15 protein-coding genes are annotated in these 17391 nt (G+C 65.9%); 8 read left to right on the forward strand and 7 right to left on the reverse strand.

Going from position 1 to position 17391, the window contains the following annotated elements; genetic code table 11:
- Nucleotides 1–64 precede the first annotated feature (64 nt).
- The 4 genes from WG907_RS00410 to WG907_RS00425 all read right to left on the reverse strand — a co-directional run bounded on the left by WG907_RS00410 (nucleotide 65) and on the right by WG907_RS00425 (nucleotide 7234).
- Nucleotides 65–3679, reverse strand: coding sequence for an error-prone DNA polymerase (locus WG907_RS00410; protein WP_340230555.1), 3615 nt, complete (start codon nucleotides 3677–3679; stop codon nucleotides 65–67).
- Nucleotides 3676–5268 carry a Y-family DNA polymerase gene (locus tag WG907_RS00415; protein WP_340230556.1) on the reverse strand — a complete coding sequence of 531 codons (1593 nt, stop codon included), beginning with the start codon at nucleotides 5266–5268 and terminating at the stop codon, nucleotides 3676–3678. Before WG907_RS00415 ends, WG907_RS00410 begins: the two co-directional genes overlap by 4 nt.
- Complete coding sequence (locus WG907_RS00420) at nucleotides 5162–6001, reverse strand: ImuA family protein (RefSeq protein ID WP_340230558.1); 840 nt, start codon at nucleotides 5999–6001, stop codon at nucleotides 5162–5164. The genes WG907_RS00415 and WG907_RS00420 overlap by 107 nt, the downstream gene beginning before the upstream one ends.
- A 111-nt stretch (nucleotides 6002–6112) precedes the next feature.
- Nucleotides 6113–7234: a serine hydrolase domain-containing protein gene (locus WG907_RS00425; protein WP_340230559.1), complete on the reverse strand. Its 1122-nt coding sequence runs from the start codon at nucleotides 7232–7234 to the stop codon at nucleotides 6113–6115.
- Between the two features lie 90 nt (nucleotides 7235–7324).
- Here WG907_RS00425 and WG907_RS00430 point away from each other — a divergent pair, with 90 nt between their 5' ends.
- The 4 genes from WG907_RS00430 to WG907_RS00445 are packed head-to-tail and all read left to right on the forward strand — an operon-like array spanning nucleotide 7325 to nucleotide 10426.
- Nucleotides 7325–7645, forward strand: a complete 321-nt coding sequence (locus WG907_RS00430; protein WP_340230560.1) for a hypothetical protein — start codon at nucleotides 7325–7327, stop codon at nucleotides 7643–7645.
- A 46-nt stretch (nucleotides 7646–7691) separates the two neighbouring features.
- Nucleotides 7692–9467, forward strand: coding sequence for a DNA helicase RecQ (recQ, locus tag WG907_RS00435; RefSeq protein ID WP_340230562.1), 1776 nt, complete (start codon nucleotides 7692–7694; stop codon nucleotides 9465–9467).
- 52 nt (nucleotides 9468–9519) lie between these two features.
- Nucleotides 9520–9948: a protein tyrosine phosphatase family protein gene (locus WG907_RS00440; protein ID WP_340230563.1), complete on the forward strand. Its 429-nt coding sequence runs from the start codon at nucleotides 9520–9522 to the stop codon at nucleotides 9946–9948.
- 31 nt (nucleotides 9949–9979) lie between these two features.
- Nucleotides 9980–10426, forward strand: a complete 447-nt coding sequence (locus WG907_RS00445; RefSeq protein WP_340230564.1) for a GFA family protein — start codon at nucleotides 9980–9982, stop codon at nucleotides 10424–10426.
- Here WG907_RS00445 and dmeF read toward each other — a convergent pair.
- Together dmeF and WG907_RS00455 are read right to left on the reverse strand one after the other, a co-directional pair.
- Complete coding sequence (gene dmeF, locus WG907_RS00450; protein WP_340230565.1) at nucleotides 10423–11376, reverse strand: CDF family Co(II)/Ni(II) efflux transporter DmeF; 954 nt, start codon at nucleotides 11374–11376, stop codon at nucleotides 10423–10425. The genes WG907_RS00445 and dmeF overlap by 4 nt on opposite strands.
- Complete coding sequence (locus WG907_RS00455; RefSeq protein ID WP_340230566.1) at nucleotides 11373–11645, reverse strand: metal/formaldehyde-sensitive transcriptional repressor; 273 nt, start codon at nucleotides 11643–11645, stop codon at nucleotides 11373–11375. The genes dmeF and WG907_RS00455 overlap by 4 nt, the downstream gene beginning before the upstream one ends.
- Nucleotides 11646–11726: 81 nt before the next feature.
- On the opposite strand from WG907_RS00455, the gene crtY reads away from it, so the two are divergent.
- The 4 genes from crtY to WG907_RS00475 are packed head-to-tail and all read left to right on the forward strand — an operon-like array spanning nucleotide 11727 to nucleotide 15902.
- Entirely contained in the window at nucleotides 11727–12878 is a 1152-nt protein-coding gene (crtY, locus tag WG907_RS00460) for a lycopene beta-cyclase CrtY (RefSeq protein WP_340230567.1), read from the forward strand.
- Nucleotides 12878–14359 (forward strand): phytoene desaturase, encoded by a 1482-nt coding sequence (locus WG907_RS00465; RefSeq protein WP_340230568.1) that lies wholly within the window; start codon nucleotides 12878–12880, stop codon nucleotides 14357–14359. Before crtY ends, WG907_RS00465 begins: the two co-directional genes overlap by 1 nt.
- Nucleotides 14356–14937, forward strand: a complete 582-nt coding sequence (locus WG907_RS00470) for an LOG family protein (protein WP_340230570.1) — start codon at nucleotides 14356–14358, stop codon at nucleotides 14935–14937. Before WG907_RS00465 ends, WG907_RS00470 begins: the two co-directional genes overlap by 4 nt.
- Nucleotides 14937–15902 (forward strand): phytoene/squalene synthase family protein, encoded by a 966-nt coding sequence (locus WG907_RS00475; protein ID WP_340230571.1) that lies wholly within the window; start codon nucleotides 14937–14939, stop codon nucleotides 15900–15902. Before WG907_RS00470 ends, WG907_RS00475 begins: the two co-directional genes overlap by 1 nt.
- Before the next feature lie 138 nt (nucleotides 15903–16040).
- Here WG907_RS00475 and WG907_RS00480 read toward each other — a convergent pair whose 3' ends face one another.
- Nucleotides 16041–17387, reverse strand: a complete 1347-nt coding sequence (locus tag WG907_RS00480; protein ID WP_340230572.1) for an ammonium transporter — start codon at nucleotides 17385–17387, stop codon at nucleotides 16041–16043.
- Nucleotides 17388–17391: the final 4 nt, after the last annotated feature.

The following is a 17391-nucleotide window of genomic DNA, read 5'->3' on the forward strand; positions in this document are numbered from 1 at the left end:
CTCTGATATCGCTCAGAAGTCGGAGCCTCCCGCAAGCCCGGGGCGGTTCAGTGTCATTTAGGACCTAATGGAAATCCCGCGACTTCGGCAATATCCGTACATTGCGCGGATGGCCCGACGTGCGCGGATGCTGGGGGTGGAGAAATTCGTCGGCGCGCGACAGGGCGATATGCGGTTTGTGGCTTTCCGACAGACGACCCAGTTCGGCGGTCCGGTCATGCACGCGGCTCGCCATAAGGTGGACGACGCCTTCCTTGCTGCGCTGCACTTCGCCTTCCACCAGCATCAGCCGGCTGGCCATCACGGCGCGGCGCTGGGTTTCGAACAGGCGTGCCCATAACAGGATGTTGGCGATGCCGGTCTCGTCCTCGATGGTGATGAAGATGGCGTTCCCTTTGCCGGGCCGCTGCCGCACCAGCACGACCCCGGCGGTGCGCACCAGCGCGCCATTTTTTGCCGCCGCCGTCTGCGCGCAACTCAACACGCCTTCGGCCGCAAAGACGGGGCGCAGGAACTCCATCGGATGGCCCTTGAGCGACAGCCGCGTCACCTGATAATCGGCTGCCACCTGCTCGGCGAGCGGCATGGCGGGCAGCAGCGCATCGGCTTCCTCACCCAGTTCGCGCGCGCCATGATCGCGCACCCGGGCGGCGGCGAACAGCGGCAGTTCGTCCGAAGGGGTGCGCCGCGCTTCCCACAAAGCGGTGCGCCGGTCCTGGCCCAGCGAGCGGCAGGCGTCGGCATCGGCCAGTAACCGCAAGGCGCGCCCCGGCAGCCCGGCACGGCGGGCCAGATCCTCGATGCTGGCGAACAACCCTCCTTCAGCCCGCGCCTCTACCAGCCGCCTCGCCCAATCCTCGCGGAACCCGTCTACCTGTCGGAAGCCAAGGCGCAGCGCCAGCGCCCGGCCCGCGCCTTCCCCCTTGGCCGCATGGCGCGATCGCAACAGCGGTTCCAGTCCGTTGTCCCAGTCGCTCATATTGATGTCGACATCGTTCACCGTGACGCCATGGTCGCGCGCGTCGCGCACCAGTTGGGCGGGCGCATAAAAACCCATCGGCTGCGCATTGAGCAGCGCGCAGGCGAAGACGGCCGGCTGGTGGCATTTGATCCAAGCCGACACATAGACCAGCCGCGCGAAGGACAGGGCATGGCTTTCGGGAAAGCCATAGCTGCCGAACCCTTCGATCTGGCTGTAGCAGCGCTCGGCGAAGTCGGCTTTATAGCCGCGCCGGACCATGCCGCCGATCATCTTTTCCTTGAACTTGTCCATGCCGCCCACATGGCGAAAGGTCGCCATCGACCGGCGCAACTGGTTCGCTTCTGATGGAGTGAATTCAGCCGCGACGATGGCGAGCCTCATCGCCTGTTCCTGAAACAGCGGCACGCCATAGGTGAGTTTCAGCAAATCCTTAAGTTCGTTCGGATTATGCGGCGGATCGGGCGAAGGCCATTCGGGCTTTTCGAGGCCCGCACGCCGCCGCAGATAGGGATGGACCATGTCGCCCTCGATCGGGCCGGGACGCACGATCGCCACCTGGACGGTCAGGTCGTAGAGGCAGCGTGGCAGCAGGCGGGGCAGCATGTTGATCTGCGCCCGGCTTTCCACCTGGAACACGCCGATGCTGTCGCCCTTGCACAGCATGTCATAAACAGCCGGATCGCCGGAATCGAGATCGATGTCCAGATCATGATCGCCCAGGTCGTGCGCGCGCATCAGGTCATAGGCCTTGCGGATGCAACTGAGCATGCCGAGCGCGAGGATATCGACCTTCATCAGGCCGAGCGCGTCGATATCATCCTTGTCCCATTCGATGAAGCTGCGGTCGGGCATCGCGCCATTATGGATCGGCACGGTTTCGTCCAGCCGGTTCTGGGTCAGCACGAAGCCACCGACATGCTGGGACAGATGGCGGGGGAAGGGGGCTTGGAGCAACTGGTCGAGCAACGCGCGCAGCCGGACGATCTGGGGGTTGTCGAGCGCGAAGCCCGCATCGGTGATCCGTGCTGCCTCCATGGCGTTCGAATAGCTGCCCCACACGGTGTTTGAGAGCCGCGCCGACACATCCTCGCTCAGCCCCAGCACCTTGGCGACCTCGCGGACCGCGCTGCGCGATCGATAGTGGATGACCGTGGCGGCAATCCCCGCCCGCTCGCGGCCATAGCGGTCATAGATATATTGCATCACCTCCTCGCGCCGCTCATGTTCGAAATCGACGTCGATATCGGGGGGTTCGTCGCGCTCCTCCGACACGAAGCGGGAAAAGAGCAGGTCATGTTTCTGGGGATCGATCGACGTTACCCCCAGCAGGAAACAGACCATCGAATTGGCGGCCGATCCCCGGCCCTGGCATAAGATGCCCTTCGTCCGCGCGAAGGCGACGATGTCGTGGACGGTCAGGAAATAATAGGCATAGTTGCGCTGCCCGATCAGTGTGAATTCTTCATCGAGCTTCAGCCTGACCGCATGCGGGATGCGCGGACCATAGCGGGCATGAGCCGCAGCGATGGTCAGTTCTTCCAGCCATTGCTGGGCGGTCCAGCCTTCGGGCACAGGTTCGTGAGGATATTCGTAGCGCAGCTGATCCAGCGTGAAATGCACCCGCCCTAGGAAGCGGACGGTTTCCGTTATCGCCTGCGGACAGTCCTGGAACAGCCTTGCCATGTCGGACGGGGCATGGATATGCCGCTCGGCATTGGCTTCCAGCCGCTGTCCGGCGTCAGCGATGGTCACGCCTGCGCGAATGCAGCTCAATACATCCTGCAACGGCCGTTGGTCGGGGGTGGCGTAAAGCGCGTCCATGGTCGCCAGCAGCGGAACGTTGACGCGTGCGCCCAGCGCCTTGAACGTCGCCAGCCGCCTGCGGTCGCGCCCGTCGCCCCGCAGCGCAGCCGCCAGCCACAGGCGTCCGGGCGCCAGCCGGGCAAGACGCACGAGCAGGGCCTCCAGATCGGCCGGTCGCGGCGGCGGGACGAGGCTCAGATGCCCCTGCCGGATCGCCTCACCCGACGGCCGGTCGGCATAATTATAATCGACGGGCTTGCGGTGCGCCGTCTGCGCCGTTGCGGTCGAACCGGGCAGCACGATCAAAAGCAGGTCGTCGAGATAGGCGATCAGATCCTCATATTTGAGGATGCAGTCACCCTTGACCGATCGCAGATTGCCGACCGTCAGCAATTTGGTGAGTTCGCCCCAGCCGCGCCGGGTCGCGGGATAGGCGACGATATCGGGGGTGCCATCCACGAATACCAGCCGCGCGCCGACGATCAGGCGCAGGTCGGTTTCACAGCCCGCCTCATCTTCCGCCGTCAGTTCAAGTGGTTCGCCCGCCTGCTTTTTCGCCTCCAGCAGAAGGGCGCGCGCCTTTTCCGGTGCCCGCTTGCGCGCGACATGGGCGCGCACCACGCCCGCCACCGAATTGCGATCGGCAATGCCAAGCCCGGCAAGACCCAGTTCGATCGCGCGCGCGACCATATCCGATCCATGCGATGCACCACGCAGGAAGGAGAAATTGGTGGCGGCCACCAGTTCGGCAAAGGGCTGTGCGTCGTCGCGCGGGGGCGGCGCGGGGTGGGGTCCGGCGGCAGTGGTTTTCCCCCGCAGCCGGTCCAGCCCTTCCCGTTCGCGCTGGTCGATCGACTTGGGCTTGCTCGGGTCGGGATAGCCCTTTTTCCTCATGCGAACAGGCCGTGCATATACCAGCCGGGATGTGCCGCCTCCATGCCCTGAATGCCATGGCGAAAGATCCAGTAACGCCGGCCGCGCGCATCCTCGACCCGATAATAGTCGCGGGTGCGGCCCACGCTGTCGCCTGCGATCTCGCCGCCCTTCGCGAGCCACCATTCGGGCGCGATCCGCTCGGGTCCTTCGTAGCGGCTGACTTCGTGCAGCGTGCGGCGCCAGCGGAAGCGATGCGGCGGGCCGTCGGGTGCCAGCGCCACCACCTCGATCGGCTGGGGCGGATCGAATAGATGAAGCGGGCGCAGCGGCGGGTTGCCCGGCTCGGATCGGGACGTCCAGATTGCCGGCGCGCGGCTCTCGATCGCGGGCAAGGCAAGTTGCGCCTGCTCGGGGATGTGGCTGTCGCGCGGCACGAGCCGCTGCACGCCGGCGCGGCCGGCACGGATGGAAAGCCGGTCGACGAGCGCGGCGACGCTCTCTTGCTTGCGCGCTTCGCCGCCCTCCAGCGCCAGCTGGGTCGGCACCAGCGGATCGGCAGCCGCCACGGTCAGGCGCATCATGTCGAAGCCAAAGCCCGGATCGAGCGGATCGGAAAGGCCGTCGATCTTTTCCCGGAAAAGCCGCATGATCGCGGGCGCATCGCGCACCGGCAGGCTGGTTTCGACCCGTAGCGGAAAAGCCAGACCGTCGCTGCGGAAGAACAAAGCTTCGAACCGACGACCGCCCTGTGCGCGCTCGGCCAGCCGTTCGCCCGCCTGCGCCGCCATCTCCTCCAATATTTTCAGCGCATGGGCGGTGCTGCCCATCGGTTCGGCGAAGCGGCGCTCGACCCGGATCGCCGGTCGCGGCCGCCGGGGACTAAGCGGTCGATGGCCAAGGCCAAGCAGCGCATGAAGCGCATCCACCGCCTCTTCGCCGAAACGGGCGGCCAGGGCGGATGCGGGGCGCGCGGCGAGATCGCCCAACGTGCGCAGGCCGGCGCGGCGCAGCGCCTGAGCGCTTTCCGGCTCCAGCCGCAGCGCCTCGACCGGCAGGCGACGGACCGCAGCATCCTCGTCGGGCGCGGGGCCGGATGGAAAACGGGCCAGCGCATGCGCGGCTTCGGGCGTGCCGGCGATGGCATGGCGAACGCGCATCCCATGACGTTCCAGCCGGTCGACAGCGGCAACCGCCAGAGCCTCGTCCCCACCCCATAAATGGCCGCAACCGCTGATATCGAGCATCAGGCCATGGGGCGGATCGATCGCCACGCCGGGCGAATAGCGCGCGCAGCCGTCGCACAATCGTTCCAGCCAGTCCTGATCGGCATGGGGGTCGGCCTCGAACACGGCAAGGCCCGGCTCGCGCGCCCGCGCATCGGCAAGCGTCATACCCGGCGTCAGGCCGATCGCCAGCGCCGCTGCGTCCAGTGTCGCCAGCCGCATCGCCCCGCGCTCGGTTTCGACGACGACCGCCGGGCCAGTGTCCGCCGCCTGCGTATCAGGCCGCGTGGCCCGCAGCCGGTCGATCGGGAGGAAGGGAAACCAGAGCGCCAGATAGCGCCGGATCCGCCCCTCCGGCCGCTCGTCCATCACCATCGCGTTCATGCCGCCTGTCTCCTGCTATCTCCTCGAATCCCCCCTTTTCGCTGTCCCACACCAGCCGCCATTCCAGCCCGTCGCGCCCCGCTCGGCGGCGCAGCAGGGTGAGCGCGAAGGCGCTCATCCCGGGTATCCGGCCGGACGGGTCCTCCGGCAGCGGCAGGGAAGGCGCGGCCTCCACCCGCCAGCGCGTCTCGGCGGCGCTCGGCACCGGATCGCCGCCGATTCGCAGCAGCAGCGCGGTGACCCCCGATGCTTCCGCTGCGAGCGCCATCCGCCGGCTGGCGGTCAGGTCCAGCAACGGCGCGCGACCGCGCAATTCGATCACCAGCGCGCCCAGCGCCGGACAGCGCAATGCCTCGACCGCCGCACGCAGCAGCATCGTATCATCGGCCATTATGCCGATCAGCAGCCGGGTCGGATCGAGGCCCATCGCCGCCAGACCCGGTCCATAGGGCACGCCGCCGGCCCGGCTGGCCGCATGGGTGCGCAACCACAAAAGCGGCGCGTCGTCACTCGCCAGCCGCGCCAGAAGGAGCGCGAAGCCGCTGGTCGCGCCCTCTTCCTCCGATGTCCCGAACAACTCATGCACCCGCCCGCGCGCCAGCCCGCCATCCAGCGTCCGGTCCATTGCCTCATGCCCGGTTGCGAAACGCACATGACCATCGCTGGCTGGCTTGCGATCCAGCATGGCGATATGCCGCCTGAGTGCGGTGAGGGTATGAACCGAGTCGGCCATTACATATGTTCCTGTTATGTTCTTATTCGGAGCAATGCGGGGCGGTGTCAATCGGTCAGGCAAATGGAAGATTCTCAGGTTCGACCGGAACGGCCGTAACCCGCGCTGCTTTCAGCCCGGAAACAGCGTGACCAGTCGGGCGAGCGCAGCCTTTACCGCTACGCGCTGCGCCTTTTCCGGCGACATGCCGAGGCGCACGATCGTCAGGTGCTGGCGGGGGGCGACAAGGATATATTGGCCATTATGGCCGACACAGCCGAACAGGCTAGCGGGCGCTTCGTCGGGCATCAGCGCGCTTTCCTGACTTGCGCGGTTGAGCCAGAGGTGACCGCCATAGGCCGGGTTCAGCGCCGATGGCGCGCGCATGAAGGCAATCCATTTTTCCGGCACAATTTGGTGTCCGGCCTCGCTTCGCCCCCGGCTACGCAGCAATTCGCCAAAGCGGGCATAATCGCGCGCCGTCATGTGCAGGAAGCCGCCGCCGATCATCGTGCCGCGCGCATCATATTCGGGCGTCAGGCTGGCAAGGCCCGCCGGCTGCTTTAACCGCCCGTCGAGGAAGGTCTGCATTGCTTCACGGCGCGTTGCCGGGTCATCGCTATCGGTCAGTTGCCGCGTCATCAGGTCGGCAAGGATCATCGTATTGCCGCTGCTGTAGGAAAAGACCGTTCCCGGCGGGTCGCCGACCGGCTGCGATTCGGCGAAGCGGCCCATGTCGGCGGCACCATCGGTAAAGAGCATGCGATTGGTGTCCGCGCTGGCGATCGGGTCGGCATCCTCGCTATGATCGAGGCCCGACGACATGGTCAGCAACTGCCGCAGCGTGATCCGCCCGCGAGGGTCGCCCGGCTGGCTCCACGCCGCGACCGGCACCGGCGCGTCGAGCGCCAGCCGTCCGTCCGACACCATCAGCCCGACCAGTACCGCAGTTACGCTTTTCGCAATCGACCAGCCGAGCAACATCGTCTGCGGGCCATAGCCGGGTGCGTAGCGCTCCGCCACGATTCGCCCGTCGTGCATGACCACAAGCGCGCGCGTTTCGCCGAGCGCGTCGTCCTCGAACAGCGGATCGATCGCCTGGCGCAGCGCGCTTTCGCTGACGCCCGAATCGGCGGAAAGGCGGTTGACCGGTTCCGGGTCGGCGGCGCGCGCGCCCATGCCGCCGGCCACCGCCAGGGCCACCAGCGCGCCCGCGATCCCAAGGCGCTTTACGATTCTGCCATCCCGCTTCATAAGCCGGCGCCTTTAGAACATTGCATGGAAAGCTGGCTACCGCTTTGCCGTCATAAAGGCGAGGCTGGTCGGGGGCGGATGGAAAAAGACATGGCGAACAGGCGATTATGGATCGGTGGAGCGGCGATGACCCTGCTTGCGTTATGCGCGTTGACGGCATGCAACTGGCCGGCGCTTCAGGCGCGCGCCGGGCTTGGCACTGCCGTCGGGGCGCGCGTCGCCTGCTCCTGCCGCTATGTCGAAGGCCGCGACATGGCCAGTTGCCGGACCGACAAGGAACCGGGCATGGCGCTCATCGCGCTCACCGATCATCCGGATGAAAAAATGGTCGAAGCCAGCGCACCGTTGCTCGCGTCCCGATCGGCCCGCTATCGTCCGGGCTGGGGGTGCCTGCTCGATCCGGTACGATGATCGCACAGTGCTGGCCAGTGTGCGGTCACGTCGCTAAGGCCCGCTGATGCGCCCTGACATTCCCTCGTTGCTGCACGATATTTTCGGGTTTACGACCTTTCGGGGCGTGCAGGCGCAGGTGGTGGGGCGCGTCATGGCGGGGCAGCCCACGCTCGCCATCATGCCGACGGGGGCGGGCAAATCGCTCTGCTACCAGCTGCCCTCGGTCGCGCTCGATGGTTGCTGTGTCGTCGTGTCGCCGCTCATCGCGCTGATGCACGATCAGCTGCGCGCGGCCAGTGCGGTCGGTATCCGCGCCGCCAGCCTGACCAGCGTCGACGCCGACTGGCGCGAGACGCAGGACCGGCTGCGCAATGGCGATCTCGACCTGCTCTATGTCGCGCCGGAACGCGCCAGTGGGGAGGGGTTCCGCAACCTGCTGCGCTCGGCGAAGATCGCGCTGTTCGCGATCGACGAAGCGCATTGCGTGTCCGAATGGGGCCATGATTTTCGCCCCGACTATCGCCTGCTGCGCCCGTTGCTGGACGAATTTGCCGACGTTCCCCGCCTCGCCCTGACGGCGACCGCCGATGCGCATACGCGCGAGGATATCCTCGTTCAGCTCGGCATTCCGCGCGACGGCCTCATCATCTCGGGCTTCGACCGGCCCAATATCCGCTATGCCGTCCACCCGCGCGACGGGCTGACGGCGCAGCTGACCGACCTGCTCGCCATTAATCCGGGCCCCGGCATCGTCTATGCGCAGACCCGCGCCGCGACCGAGAAGCTGGCCGAGACGCTGGGCCGCCATGGCCGCGCCGTGCGGGCCTATCATGCGGGGCTCGATCCCAAGATACGCGCCGCCAATCAGGCTGCCTTCATCGCCAGCGAGGATATGGTGATGGCGGCGACAGTCGCTTTCGGCATGGGTATCGACAAGCCCGATGTGCGATTCGTTGCCCATGCGGGCCTACCCAAGTCGATCGAGGGCTATTATCAGGAATCGGGCCGCGCCGGCCGCGACGGCGAACCGGCGGTCGCCCATCTGTTCTGGGGCGCGGAGGATTTCGCGCGCGCGCGGATGCGGATCGCCGAACTCGATCCCGCCCGTCAGCAGGGCGAGCGATCGCGCATCGCCGCGCTGGGCGCGCTGGTGGAAACCGCGACCTGCAGGCGGGCGATCCTGCTGCGTCATTTCGGGGAAAGCCCGCCCCTTGCCTGCGGCAATTGCGACAACTGCCTCCATCCGCCCGCCAGCGTGGACGCCACCGAAACCGCGCGCAAATATCTGTCCGCCGTCTATCGCACGGGCCAGAGCTTTGGCGCGGGCCATATCGAAACGGTGCTGTCCGGTGGCATCACCGACAAGATCCGCGAGCGCGGCCATGACAGGATTTCCGTCCACGGCATCGTAATGGGGGAGGAGGCGGCGCTGCTGCGCCCGGTCTCGCGCGCGCTGCTGGTGCGCGACGCGCTGGAAACGACCGAGCATGGCGGGCTGATGCTCGGTCCCAATGCCCGCCCGATCCTGCGTGGGGAGGAAGAGGTGCGCATCCTCGTGCCGCCGAAACGCGAGCGGCGAAGCAAGCGCAACGCGCGGGGTGGGGCGGATGCCAACCCGGTCGGCGATCCGCTGTTCGACGCGCTGCGCGCCTGTCGCCGCGAACTGGCGCTGGATGCGGGCGTGCCCCCCTATGTGATTTTCCATGATTCGACGTTGCGCGAAATGGCCGAGCAACGGCCGTCCAGCATCCGTGAACTCGGCACGATCAGCGGCGTCGGGCAGAAGAAGCTCGACGCCTGGGGTGATGCCTTTCTAGCGGCGATCCGGCCTTTTCTGTGACTTGAATTGGCCGTCGCGCTGGCGCAATGCGGCTTTCAAAGGAGATGAGTCCATGTTCCGTCAGTTGACCGAAAACCTCTATGTCTCGCCCCAGATCGGCACCGACCAGATCGAAGCGGCGAGGGCGCTGGGCGTGACGATGATCATCAACAACCGCCCCGACGATGAGGAGCCGGGCCAGACCAATGGCGCGCAGATCGAAGCGGCGGCTAGCGCAGCGGGTCTTGGCTATGCCGCCGTCCCGGTCAGCCATGGCGGCTTTGCCCCGTGGCAGCTCGACGGCATGGCCGCCGCGCTGGAGCAGGCGGGCGAGGGCAAGACGCTGGCCTATTGCCGGTCGGGCACGCGCAGCACCTTGCTGTGGGCGCTCACCCGCGCCCGCGCCGGCGACCATGCCGATGATTTGAGCGCAGCTGCATCGGCGGCGGGTTATGATCTCGCCCCGGTGCGCCAGATTATGGATGCGTTGAAGGCGGGCTGAGCGACCGGGCGGGCATGAAGGAGACGTGACGATGAGCTTGTCGGGTGGTTGCCGCTGTGGCGATTGTCGCTATGATCTGGACAGGACGGCTTTGCCGGCTGTCTACGCCTGCCACTGCCGGGATTGCCAGACCATGTCTGGTGCGGCCTTCACGCTGCAAGCTCCCGTCCCCGTCACGTCCCTGTCGCAAAGCGGGCAAGTCGCGGAATGGACGAAGCTTGCCGGCAACGGGCATGATACGATCCAGCGCGCCTGCGCGCGCTGCATGACGCGCCTGTATAGCGTCAATGCGGGGCGGCCGGGCGTGGCCCTGCTGCGCGCCGGAACCCTCGACCGCAGTGACGAGGTTGCCCCGCTCCTGCATCTATGGACGGATCGGAAGCAGGCGTGGATCGCCCTGCCACCGGAAGCGGAAGCCTATGCCCGCGCAGCGCCGGCGGGCAGGATGGAAATCCTCTTCGCTGTCAACTTTTCCTAGCCGCACTCCACCGTCACATGCTCCATCCGGGGCACGGCGCGGACGACGGCGCGCACTTTTGTGGCGTCCGCCCCGGGCGCGAGGCTGATGATCGCGGCATGGGCATGGGGGCCGATGCGCCAGACATGCAGGTCCTGGATCGTCGCGCCCTGCGCCTCGACCAATGTCCGCACCGTCGCCATCAGCGCCGGTTCGGCGGTGTCGAGCAGGATCGCGGCGGTATCCTTCATCAGCCCCCAGGCCCAGCGCGCGATCACGGCCGCGCCCAGCAGTCCGACCGCCGGGTCCATCCACCACCAGCCGAGATAGCGCCCGGCAAGCAGAGCGGCGATCGCGAGCACCGATGTCAACGCATCGGTCAGCACATGGACATAGGCGGCGCGCAAATTGTTGTCGCTATGGCCGGGACCATGCCCGTCATCATGACTATGGTCATGCCCCAGCAACAGCGCGCTGAGCAGGTTGATGAACAGCCCGACGACCGCGACCAGCGTCGCTTCGCCGAACGCCACCTGCACCGGCTCGAACAGGCGCATGGCCGATTCCACGGCGATGAAAAGCGCGGTCAGCGCCAGCAGCAGGGCGGAAGCAAAGCCCGACAGGTCGCCGACCTTCCCCGTGCCGAACGTGTAGCGCGGGTTGCGCGCATGCCGTCGCGCATAGCCATAGGCGGCGGCCGCCACCGCCAGCGCGCCCGCATGGGTCGCCATGTGGAATCCATCTGCGAGCAGCGCCATCGACCCTGTCAGCCAGCCGAAGATGATTTCCACCACCATCGTCACGGCCGTCAGCCAGACGACCCACAGCGTCCGTTTCGCATTCTGGTCGTGCCCGGCGGACAGGTAGATATGATCGAAATAATGCCGCTCCCCTCCCTCGATGACGGAGGGCGAAGGAGAAACGGCATGGTCATGGGCGTGACCGTGGTGGTGATCGTCGTGCATCGTCATTTTCCGTAGCGCCGGATCAGGGCCAGCATCTCTTCCGCCGCTGCTTCCCGTTCCCGGTCGGTGAGGCCAGATCGGGCCACATGCTCGCGCATATGCTGCTCGATCAGTTCTTCCATCAGGCTGCCGACCGCGCCACGCACCGAAGCGACGAGTTGCAGAGTCTCCGAACAGCCGGCATCGCCCGCCAACTGGCGTTCGACCGCGCCGATCTGCCCCGCGATCCTGCGGACACGGGCGAGCAATTTATCCCTGTCGGCGACGATATGCATAGGATACCCCCCTATCCTATATTGCTCGATCGGGGAAGTGTCGGCTCTTTCCGCAATGTCTCAGTCAGGTTAGGGACGACCATGGCGAGCGATCTCCATTGCGATCTTGCGATCATCGGCGGCGGCCTAGCCGGCGGCCTTGCGGCGCTTGCACTGGCGCAGCGGCGGCCCGATTGCCGCCTGTTGCTGATCGAGCGCGACGATCGGCTGGGCGGCAATCATCTATGGTCGTTTTTCGATTCGGATGTCGCCACCAGCGACCGTTGGCTGATCGATCCTCTGATCGGCCATCGTTGGCCGGACGGGCATGATGTGCTCTTTCCGGCCGGCGACCGGCGGCTGTCCACCCCCTATAACAGCGTACCGTCCGATCGCTTCGATGCGCATCTGCGCTCGGTTTTGGGTAATCGCATCGTCACAGGTGCGCCGGTCGACGCTATTTCGCCCGATCAGGTCGCGCTTGCCGATGGCCGCACCATCCATGCCACAGCCGTGCTGGACGCGCGCGGCGGCGGCGATCTGTCGGCGCTGCGCTGCGGCTGGCAGAAATTCGTGGGTCAGGCGATGCGTCTGGCTGAGCCCCATGGCCTGACCCGGCCCCTCATCATGGACGCGACGGTCGAGCAGATCGACGGCTATCGCTTCGTCTATCTGTTGCCATGGGACGACCGCACCATCTTCGTCGAGGACACCTATTATAGTGATCGCCCTGACCTTGACGAACCCGCGATCGAGGCGCGGATCGCCGCCTATGTGCAGGCGAAGGGGTGGCAGGTGGAGGCGATCGTCCATCAGGAAAATGGCCTGCTGCCGGTCGTGCATGGTGGTGACTTCGACCGATTCTGGCCGGCCGAGGATCGCGTCGCGCGCGCGGGGGTGCGCGCCGGTCTGTTCCAGCCGATGACGGGCTATTCGCTACCGCAGGCCGTCGCGTTTGCGTTGTGGCTCGTGGATCAGCCGCTTGACGGACTTGGCCCCGCCAGCCGCGCCTATGCCGCCGCGCACTGGCGCGCGGGCGGCTATTACCGGCTGCTGGGGAAAATGCTGTTCGGCGCGGCACAGCCGGCCCAGCGCTGGCGCATCTTCGACCGCTTCTATAGCTTGCCCGAACCATTGATCGACCGCTTCTATGCCGGGCGCTCCAACGGGAGCGACAAGTTGCGCATCTTGTGCGGACGGCCACCCGTGCCCATAAGGGACGCCATGCGAACATTGCTGAACCACCCGGCCTGATGAACAAACAGGCCATCGTCATTGGTGCCGGCTTCGGCGGGCTGGCGCTCGCCATTCGCCTGCAATCGGCCGGAATCGAAACCACGCTGGTGGAGGCGCGCGATCGCCCCGGCGGTCGCGCCTATATGTGGGAGAAGGACGGCTTCACATTCGATGCCGGCCCTACCGTCATCACCGATCCCGCCTGCCTCGCCGAATTGTGGCGGCTGTCGGGCCATGACATGGCGCAGGACGTAACCTTGTTGCCGGTGTCGCCCTTTTATCGACTCAACTGGCGCGACGGCACCAATTTCGATTATTCGAACGACGAAGTCGGGTTGCGCGCGCAGATCGCCAGGCTCGATCCCGCCGATGTCGCCGGCTATGACCGGTTTCTCGATTATGCCGCCGGCGTCTATGAGGAGGGCTATCGCAAGCTCGGGGCCAAGGCCTTTCTCGACTTCGGCTCGATGATCAAGGCGGCGCCGGCGCTGGCGCGCTATCAGGCCTGGCGATCGGTCTATTCCATGGTTTCTTCCTTCGTGAAGAATGACAAGCTGCGCGAGGCCTTGTCCTTCCACACCCTGCTGGTCGGCGGCAATCCGATGAAGACCAGCGCGATTTATGCCCTCATCCACAAGCTGGAAAAGGATGGCGGCGTCTGGTTCGCCAAGGGTGGGACCAACCGGCTGGTGCAGGGGATGGCGACCCATTTCGAGCGGCTGGGCGGCACGATGCGGCTCGGCGATGCGGTGGTGGAGATCGAAACCCATGGCGACCGCGCGGTTGCGGTGCGCACCGCGTCGGGCTGGCGCGGGCAGGCCGATGCCGTCGCCAGCAATGCCGACCTCATGCACAGTTACAGGGATTTGCTGGGCAAGCATCCACGCGGGGTGAAGCAGGGCGAGACGCTCGCGCGCAAGCGCTGGTCGCCGAGCCTTTTCGTGCTGCATTTCGGCATCAAGGGCAGCTGGCCCGGCATCCCGCACCATATGATCCTGTTCGGGCCGCGCTATGAGGGGCTGCTCACCGATATTTACGATCATGGCGTGCTGCCGGAGGATTTCTCGCTCTACCTCCATCACCCGACCGTCACCGATCCGTCGATGGCGCCGGAGGGGCATTCGACCTTTTATGCGCTCGCGCCGGTGCCGCATATGGGCAAGCTGCCGATCGACTGGGATCGATTCGCGCCCGCCTATGCCGAACGCATCCTGAACGAGATCCAGCATCGGCTGATCCCCGACATCCGCTCGCGCATCGTCACGCAATTCCATTATGCGCCGACCGATTTCGGGCGCGACCTCAATGCGCATCTGGGCAGCGCCTTCAGCCTGGAGCCATTGTTGACGCAAAGCGCCTGGTTCCGCGCGCATAATCGCGACGATGTGATCCCTAACCTCTATCTGGTCGGCGCGGGCACGCATCCCGGCGCAGGCATTCCGGGCGTGGTGGGCAGTGCCAAGGCGACCGCCGCGCTGATGATCGACGATCTGGCGTGAAACGGCTGGCGGTCTATTGCGGATCGGCGACGCCCGCCGATGCGCGATTCATCGACGCCGCGCGCGCCGTCGGCCGCCATTTGGCCGAGCGCGGCATCGGCGTCGTTTACGGTGGCGGGCGGTTGGGTCTGATGGGCGCGGTCGCTGATGCGGCGCTGGAGGCGGGCGGCGAGGTGATCGGGGTGATCCCCGATGCGCTGGTCAGCGCGGAGGTCGCTCATCGCGGCTGCACGCAGCTTCATGTCGTCCAGACGATGCACCAGCGCAAACAGCTTTTCACCGACCTGTCGGACGGCTTCGTCACTCTACCGGGCGGGGTGGGGACCATGGACGAATTGTGGGAGGCGATAGGCTGGTCGCAGCTTGGCTATCATGGCAAGCCGGTCGGCCTGCTCAATGTCGGCGGCTTTTATGATCAGCTGATCGGCTTTCATGGCCAGATGATCGAGGCGGGCTTCATCCGCCCCCAACATGCCGGCATCCTGATTCATGCCGATTCGATCGAGGCGTTGCTGGCGAAGATGGCGGATTATGTCCCGCATCAGCCGATCTTCGCTATGAAAGCCGACAGGCTGTAATGCCACTGCCGTCCGCCCCCGAGGCAAGGGCATGGGATCGCGCCGCGCTGGTTGCCCATGCCCGTGCCAGTATCGCGCGCGGGTCGAAATCCTTCGCCATGGCGTCGAAGCTGTTCGCACCGCTGACGCGCGAACGGGCATGGCTGCTCTATGCCTGGGCGCGCAAATGCGACGACATCGCCGACGGACAGGATCATGGCGGGGCGATGACCGGGGTCGCGGACGGCCAGGCCCGACTGTCGACGATCAGCACGCTGACCGACAGGGCCTTGCGGGGCGAAGCGACGGGCGATCCCGCCTTCGATGGCTTTGGCCTCGTCATGCGCGAATGCGCGATCCCGCCTCGTTATGCGCATGACCTGATCGAAGGGTTCGCGCTCGACGCTCGGGAATGGCGGCCACGCAGCACCGACGATCTGCTGCGCTATTGCTATCATGTGGCGGGCGCTGTCGGCTGCATGATGGCGGTACTGATGGGTGTCGATCCCGATGACCGGGCGACGCTCGATCGCGCCTGCGACCTTGGCCTTGCTTTCCAGCTCGCCAATATCGCGCGGGACATTGGCGAAGATGATGCGGCGGATCGCTGCTACCTGCCGGAGGAATGGCTGGCCGAGATGGATATCCCGCCCGGCGAGCATATGAAGCCATGGGTGCGGCCGCGCCTCGCGCAACTGGGACAGCGGCTGGCGACGATGGCCGCAGCCTATGAGGACAGCGCGCGCCATGGCACCGGCGCGCTGCCGCCGCGTGCGGCCTGGGCGGTGCTGGCGGCGGCGGGCATTTATGGCGACATCGCGCGGGAAGTCGTCCGGCGCGGCGAACAGGCATGGGATGGGCGCATCGTGACGCCGCGCTGTGACAAGCTGCTATGGGTGGCGCGGGCGGCGATGCAGACGATCGGCCGGTCGCGACGCTGGCCTGCGGACACGGCCCGCCCTGTGTTGGCGTGGACTCGTCCCTGACGCCCTTCTTCATCCGAAGCTGACAAAAATAGGGCCGGTATTTGCATACCGGCCCCAAGGCATGTTCGCAGGAGGAACAGAGTGAGGCGGGCGGGCTATGCCTCAATTGAATAATGGGCAGCCCGCCCTGCCGAAGTCTTAGCCGTTATAGGCGCGCTCGCCATGTTCGCCGAGGTCGAGGCCTTCCAGCTCGACTTCCTGGCTGACACGCAGGCCGGTCACGGCCTTGGCGATGAAGATCGCGATCACGGTGCCGATGCTGGCCCAGACGATGGTCGTGACGACCGCTTCGATCTGGACGATCAGCTTTGCGCCCATGTCATAATCCGCAGCGCCAGGTCCGCCGAATGCCGGCGAGTAGACGATCGCGGTGCCGATCGCGCCGATCATGCCGCCGATGCCGTGGATGCCGAAGGCGTCCAGCGAGTCGTCATAGCCAAGCTTGGGCTTGAGGACGGTGACCGCGTAGAAGCAGACGATCGAGGCGACAGCGCCCAGGATGATCGCGCCGAAGGGACCCGAATTGCCGGCAGCCGGCGTAACGGCGACTAGACCGGCGATGATGCCCGAGCAGAAGCCGAGCGCCGAACCTTTGTGACCATTGAGCTTTTCAGCCAGCATCCAGAACAGGCCCGCCGAAGCAGTGGCGACGAACGTATTGATCATCGCGAGGGCTGCCGACTCATTGGCTTCCAGCGCCGAACCGGCGTTGAAGCCGAACCAGCCGACCCACAGCAGGCCGGTGCCGACGCCGGTCAGCGTCAGCGAATGCGGGGCCATCGGCTCCTTGGGGAAGCCGATCCGCTTGCCCAGAATGATGCACGCCACCAGCGCGGAAACGCCCGCATTGATGTGCACCACGGTGCCGCCGGCGAAGTCGAGCGCGCCGAGTTTGAAGAAATAGCCGCTCGCCGCCCACACCATGTGCGCGATCGGGAAATAGACGATCGTGAGCCATACTGCGGCGAACACCATCACAGCCGAGAATTTGATGCGCTCGACCACAGAACCCAGCACCAGCGCGACGGTGATCGCGGCAAAGGTCATCTGGAAGCAGATGAAGACATATTCTGGGATTTCGACGCCCGCCGTAAAGGTCGCGGCCTGCGAAGCAGGCGTCACGCCAGCCAGGAACGCCTTGTCGAAGGTCGCGATGAAGTTGCTGAGCCCGCTGGTATAATCGGGGCCGAAAGCCATCGAATAACCGTACATCACCCAGATCAGCATGGCGAGGCAGGCTGCCGCGCCGATCTGCGTCATGACCGACAGCATGTTCTTCGTGCGGACGAGACCGCCATAAAAGAGGGCGAGTCCGGGCAGGATCATCGCCAGCACCAATACGGTCGACATCATCATCCAGGCGGTGTCGCCCTTATTGACCGTAGCTACGGGCGCGGCCGCAGCTTGCGCCCAGGCGGGCGCGGCGGCGAGGAGCGAAAGCGCCCCGGCCCCCGCTACGCCGCAAATTGTCTTGGAAATTTTCATTATT

Source organism: Sphingobium fluminis (genome assembly GCF_037723805.1).
GTDB lineage: Bacteria > Pseudomonadota > Alphaproteobacteria > Sphingomonadales > Sphingomonadaceae > Sphingobium.